Here is a 5,607-nt window from a genome sequence, read left to right on the forward strand (position 1 = left end):
GTGATGAACCTTGCGCTGTGGTTCGCGCTGCATGTCGTCTTCGGCAAAGTCGAGAGCGTCGGCTGGGGCGTCGAGGTTCCGGTCGTTTCCTCGCTCGACTGGCGCGCGGCGCTGCTGTCGGCGGCGGCGATGGTCGCCATGCTCAGGCTGAAGGCCGGCATGCTGCCGACGCTCGCGGCATCCGCGCTAGCGGGACTGGCTCTACAGGCATTGTGAATTGTTTCCAGCCGCAGCCAAGCGTGATCGAGAGCTATGTTTACAACTAACATGTCAGTATGCTACGCCTGCTCGCGGATTGATGAATGGAGAATTGCAGGTGGGTTCGCGCTTTGGTCTGTCGGTTGCGCTCACAACGCCCTTTGATGCAGCCGGGCGGATCGCCGTTCCGCTGATGACCGAGCATGCTAAGGCCTGTCTCGATGCTGGCTGCAGCAGCGTAACGCTGTTCGGCACCACCGGCGAAGGCGCTTCCGTCGGTACGGCGGAGCGGCAGGCGGTCATCGATGCCATGCTTGCGGCGGGAATACCCGCGGACCAACTCGTTGCAGGCGTGCTGGTCGATGCGGCGGAGGACGCTGCCGAGCAGTGCCGCCAGGCGTTGCAGCGCGGCGCCCGCAACATCCTTCTGGCGCCGCCGAGCTATTTCAAGAATGTCGGTGACGATGGGTTGTTCGGCTGGTTCGGCGCCGTGTTCGCCGCGCTCGGTCCGCTGGCCCGCGGCATGCTGCTCTACAACATCCCCTCGGTCACGACGGTGCAGCTGTCGCTCGACCTGATCGGCCGGCTTCGCAAGGCGTATCCGGGCGTGGTCGCCGGGGTCAAGGATTCCGGTGGAGACTGGGGCTACAGCGAAGCGCTGCTCAAGACGCATGGCGACCTGATCATCCTCATCGGCGACGAACGGCATCTGGCGCCGGCGGTGCGGATCGGCGGCCAGGGCGCGATTTCCGGCATGGCCAATTTCGCCGCCGGCGAACTGCGCGCCATGATCGAGAGCGGACGCGACGACTCCCGCGTGGAAAGCTTCGTCCTCGAACTGCTCCGGCATCCGGTCATCCCGGCGGTGAAGGCCATGGTGGCGCGCCAGATCGGCGACGAACGCTGGCTGACGGTTCGGCCGCCGCTCGAGCCGGTAGCCTTGCAGGAACGGCAGCAGCTTGGCGCCGCTTACGACAGGCTGTTTGCGACACAGGCAGCCTGAACCGGGGAGGGCGCTGATCGGCATGGACGACACGAGCGAACCGGCAACCCTCAGGGAGAAGGCCTATGCCAGCTTCACGCGGCATCTGCTGGCCCGCGACCTCAGGCCCGGCCAGTTCGTTTCGCAGCGCGAGCTGGTCGCCTTCACTGGCCTGCCGCTCGGAGCCATCCGCGAGATCGTGCCGCGGCTCGAGGCCGAGGGGCTGCTAACCACCATACCGCAACGCGGCATGCAGATCGCGCATATCGACATCAGCCTGATCCGCGAGGCTTTCCAGTTCCGCCTGTTCATGGAGCGCGAGGCGGTCGCGCTGTTTGCCGTCAACTCGTCCGACGCCGAGATTGCGGGTCTCAGGCGCGAGCACGAGGACATGCTCGCCCAAGCGCTGGCGCAGACCCCGACCCCCGAAATGGAAGCCAAGGCCCAGAACATCGACTGGGCTATGCATGACACCTTCATCAGCGCGCTGGGCAACGAGATCATCGCCAAGGCCTATCTGGTCAATTCGGTGAAGATCCGGCTCATCCATCAGGAGCGGTTCCGCATCGACGGTCGCGTCGTGCCGGTCATGCGCGAGCATCTTGCGGTGATCGAGGCCCTGGAGAAACGCGATCCGCAGATGGCGGTCGAGGCGATCAGCCAGCACATCGACAATGCGCGCCGGCTGGCGCTGCAGATTTGAGGAAGCAAAACCGCGCCGCAATCGTCGCGGCGTAATCGACAACGACAACCGGGAGGAAGAAATGTCGTCCAATCCATTCAGTCCAACCAGAAGGCAGCTGCTCCAGGGAACCGCGGCTCTCGCCGCCACCGGCCTCGTCGGTCTTCGTCCGAGCTTCGCCGCGGGCGTCGACTGGAAGCGCTTTGCCGGCACGACGCTCGACGTCAACCTGGTCAAGAGCCCGCGCAGCGACACCATCCTGAAGAATCTCGCGGAGTTCGAGGAGCTGACCGGCATCAAAGTCAATGCCGAGGCGACACCCGAACAGCAGCAGCGCCAGAAGACGGTGATCGAGCTCAGCTCCGGCAAGCCAAGCTTCGACGTCGTGCATCTGAGCTACCATGTGCAGAAGCGCCAGTTCGAGAAGGGCGGCTGGCTGGCCGACATTTCCGGCTTCCTTGCCGATCCGGGCCTCACCGATCCAGGCCTGACCGAAAGCGACTTCGCCGAGGCGGGCATCCAGTTCGCCAAGGACGGCCAGGGCGTGCTGCGCTCGCTGCCATTCTCGGTCGACTACTGGATCCTCTATTGGAACAAGGAGTTGTTCGACGCCAAGGGTATAAAATATCCCGAGAGCTTCGAGCAGCTGGTGGCTGCCGCCGAAGCGCTGACGGATCCCTCAAGCAACACCTTCGGTTTCGTCGCACGCGGTCTCAAGAACGCCAACACGCCGGTATGGACGTCGCTGATGCTCGGCTACGACATGACGCCGCTCGGCAGCGACGGCAAGCTGCGCACCACCTCGCCGGAGGCGATCGAGGCTGCCGCCCTCTATCAGCGGCTGATGACCAAGGCCGCGCCTCCCGGCGTCACCGGCTTCAACTGGGCCGAGGCGCAATCCGCCTTCCTGCAGGGCAAGATCGGCATGTGGTTCGATGGCGTGGGCTTCGCGCCGCCGATGGAAAATCCGGAAAAATCGCGCGTCGTCGGCAAGGTCGGCTATGGCGTCATGCCGAAGGGTCCCAAGGCGCATGCCGCGGGTACTTTCGGCGACGGCATCGGTGTCACGTCCGCCAGCGCGAAGAAGGAAGCGGCCTATCTGTTCTGCCAGTGGGCCGTGTCACCCGCCATGGGCGCGCGCCTGCTGCAGGCCGGCGCCGGCGTGCCGTTCCGCAAGTCGGTGCTGGAAGACCCGAAGGTGCGCGACGGCGTCACCATGCCGGCGAGCTGGCTGGATGCCGTGGTCGGCTCAGGCAATATCAGCCGGCTGGCGCTGCCGGTCATCATCCCGGTCACCGAGTTCCGCGACATCTATGGCGTGGCGCTGACCAACATGATTGCCGGCGCCGATCCCGCCGACGAACTGAAGAAGGCCACCGAGCAGTTCCAGCCGGTTCTCGACAGGAGCGAGCAAGGTTGATGTCCGCCATCGCCCCGGAACGCGCAGGGGTGACGACGCAAGCCGTCGAAGAGAGCCAGCCGATCCGGCTGGCTCCAAACTACTGGCCTTTCGTCATTCCTGCGCTCGTCGTCGTCGGCGCCGTGATCGTCTTCCCCTGGGCCTTCACGTTGTGGATGAGCGTCAACAGCTGGACGCTCGGCCAGTCGCGAAGCTTTGCCGGGATGGAAAATTATCTGCGCCTGGCGAGCGATCCGCGGTTTTGGGAATCGCTCTGGCATACCTTGATCTATACTTTCCTGTCGGTGGTCGCGCCGATGTTTTTCGGTACCGTCGCCGCGCTCATTTTCGACGCCAGGTTTGCCTTGCGCGGCCTGCTGCGCGGCGTCTTCGTGATGCCGATGATGGCCACACCCGTCGCCGTGGCATTGGTCTGGACCATGATGTTCCATCCGCAGCTCGGCGTGCTCAACTATCTCCTGTCGCTGGTCGGCATTCCGGCGCAGGAGTGGATCTTCAACGCCAACACCGTCATTCCTTCGCTGGTCGCGGTGGAGACCTGGCAGTGGACGCCGCTGGTGATGCTGATCGTGCTGGGTGGGCTGGCATCCGTGCCGCGCGAGCCGTTCGAAAGCGCCGAGATCGACGGCGCCAATGCCTGGCAGCAGTTCCGCTACCTCACCTTGCCGATGATCGCGCCGTTTCTGATGATCGCGGTCATCATCCGCACGATCGATGCGCTCAAGAGCTTCGATATCATCTACGCGATGACCCAAGGTGGGCCGGGCACGGCATCGGAAACAATCAACATCTATCTCTACAACACCGCCTTCTCCTATTACGACATGGGCTACGGCTCGGCCATGGCGGTGGTGTTCTTCATCGTCATCGTGGCCCTGTCCTTCATCCTCCTGATGTTGCGCCAGCGCTCGCAATGGGTCGACACGGAGGGCAAATAGGTGAGCTCGCGGCTGCTCAACAAGATAGGCCTGTTCTTCGCGGCGCTGGTGCTGGTCTCGCCGGCGATCCTGTTCTTCCTCTGGATGATCTCGCTGTCGCTGAAGTTCGAGATCGACAACGGCGCCTATCCGCCGATCCTGATCCCGGAGCGCTTCGCCTGGTCGAACTACGCAAAGGTGTTCGAGGAGAACAATTTCCTGCTCTATCTGTGGAACTCGGTGCTGGTGACCGGCACGGCGACGCTGCTGGCGCTGCTGATCGGAGTGCCGGCCGGCTATGGCATCGCCAGGCTCAAGGCGGAACGCTCGGCGATCGTCATCATGATCGCCCGCATGACGCCCGGGCTTTCCTATCTCATCCCGCTGTTCCTCCTGTTTCAGTGGCTGGGCATCCTCGGCACGCTCTGGCCGCAGATCATCATCCATCTGGTGGTGACGGTGCCGATCGTGGTCTGGGTGATGATCGGCTATTTCGAGACGACGCCGATGGAATTGGAGGAGGCCGCCAACATCGACGGCGCCAGTTCGTGGCAGGTGTTTCGCCTGGTCGCGCTGCCGATCGCCAAGCCCGGCATCGTCGTCGCCTTCATCCTGTCGATCATCTTCTCGTGGAACAACTTCGTCTTCGGCGTCGTGCTCGCCAGCCGCGAGACGCGGACACTGCCGGTCGCGGTCTACAACATGCTGTCCTACGAGCAGGTGAGCTGGGGGCCGCTCGCCGCCGCAGCGCTCGTGGTGACGCTGCCGGTGCTGGTGCTGACCATGTTCGCGCAACGGCAGATCGTCGCCGGGCTGACCGCCGGCGCGGTCAAGGGTGGCTGAGCGCCTGATCCGCCCTCATTCCTTCGGAGATACGCAATGGCATCGGTAAGCATCAACAACGTGCAGAAGGCTTTCGGAGCCACTCGGATCATCCACGATGTCAGCGTCGATATCGCCGATGGCGAGTTCGTCATCCTGGTCGGACCGTCGGGCTGCGGAAAGTCGACGCTGCTGCGCATGATCGCGGGGCTGGAAACGATCTCGGCCGGAAAGATCGCAATCGGCGAGCGCACCGTGAACAACCTCAGGGCACGGGACCGCAACATCGCGATGGTGTTCCAGAACTACGCGCTCTACCCGCACATGACGGTGGCCGACAATATGGGCTTCGCGCTCAAGATCAAAAAAGCCGATCCGGCCGATACCGCGAGCCGGGTGAAGCGGGCAGCCGGCATTCTCGGCCTGGAGAAGCTGCTCGACCGCTATCCGCGCCAGCTTTCCGGCGGCCAGCGCCAGCGCGTCGCCATGGGCCGCGCCATCGTGCGCGACCCGCAGGTGTTTCTGTTCGACGAGCCGCTCTCCAATCTCGACGCCAAATTGCGCGTGCAGATGCGTGGCTAGATCA

The 5,607-nt window shown here is 63.9% G+C and carries 5 protein-coding genes and 2 pseudogenes; all 7 read left to right on the forward strand.

What is annotated here, in order from left to right; all coding sequences use genetic code 11:
* Nucleotides 1-216 (forward strand): annotated as a pseudogene (locus EOA32_RS32270) (chromate transporter); the annotation flags it as partial.
* 100 nt (nt 217-316) lie between these two features.
* A complete protein-coding gene (locus tag EOA32_RS32275; protein WP_128373891.1) occupies nt 317-1,201 on the forward strand; it encodes a dihydrodipicolinate synthase family protein in 885 nt (294 codons plus the stop codon).
* A gap of 22 nt (nt 1,202-1,223) precedes the next feature.
* Nucleotides 1,224-1,883 (forward strand): GntR family transcriptional regulator, encoded by a 660-nt coding sequence (locus EOA32_RS32280; RefSeq protein ID WP_128373892.1) that lies wholly within the window; start codon nt 1,224-1,226, stop codon nt 1,881-1,883.
* A gap of 61 nt (nt 1,884-1,944) precedes the next feature.
* Nucleotides 1,945-3,282 (forward strand): sugar ABC transporter substrate-binding protein, encoded by a 1,338-nt coding sequence (locus EOA32_RS32285; protein ID WP_095828420.1) that lies wholly within the window; start codon nt 1,945-1,947, stop codon nt 3,280-3,282.
* Nucleotides 3,282-4,220 (forward strand): sugar ABC transporter permease, encoded by a 939-nt coding sequence (locus tag EOA32_RS32290; protein WP_095799868.1) that lies wholly within the window; start codon nt 3,282-3,284, stop codon nt 4,218-4,220. The genes EOA32_RS32285 and EOA32_RS32290 overlap by 1 nt, the downstream gene beginning before the upstream one ends.
* A complete protein-coding gene (locus EOA32_RS32295) occupies nt 4,221-5,042 on the forward strand; it encodes a carbohydrate ABC transporter permease (protein ID WP_082953638.1) in 822 nt (273 codons plus the stop codon). It begins immediately after the preceding gene.
* A gap of 36 nt (nt 5,043-5,078) precedes the next feature.
* Nucleotides 5,079-5,600: pseudogene (locus tag EOA32_RS32300) on the forward strand (ATP-binding cassette domain-containing protein); the annotation flags it as partial.
* Nucleotides 5,601-5,607: the final 7 nt, after the last annotated feature.

This window comes from Mesorhizobium sp. M1A.F.Ca.ET.072.01.1.1 (assembly GCF_004023325.1).
Taxonomy (GTDB): domain Bacteria; phylum Pseudomonadota; class Alphaproteobacteria; order Rhizobiales; family Rhizobiaceae; genus Mesorhizobium.

Bases quoted from the DNA above. Each gene is read 5' to 3' on its own strand.
- EOA32_RS32290 (WP_095799868.1), top strand. From the start codon at position 3,282: ATGTCCGCCATCGCCCCGGAACGCGCAGGGGTGACGACGCAAGCCGTC.
- EOA32_RS32285 (WP_095828420.1), top strand. From the start codon at position 1,945: ATGTCGTCCAATCCATTCAGTCCAACCAGAAGGCAGCTGCTCCAGGGA.
- EOA32_RS32280 (WP_128373892.1), top strand. From the start codon at position 1,224: ATGGACGACACGAGCGAACCGGCAACCCTCAGGGAGAAGGCCTATGCC.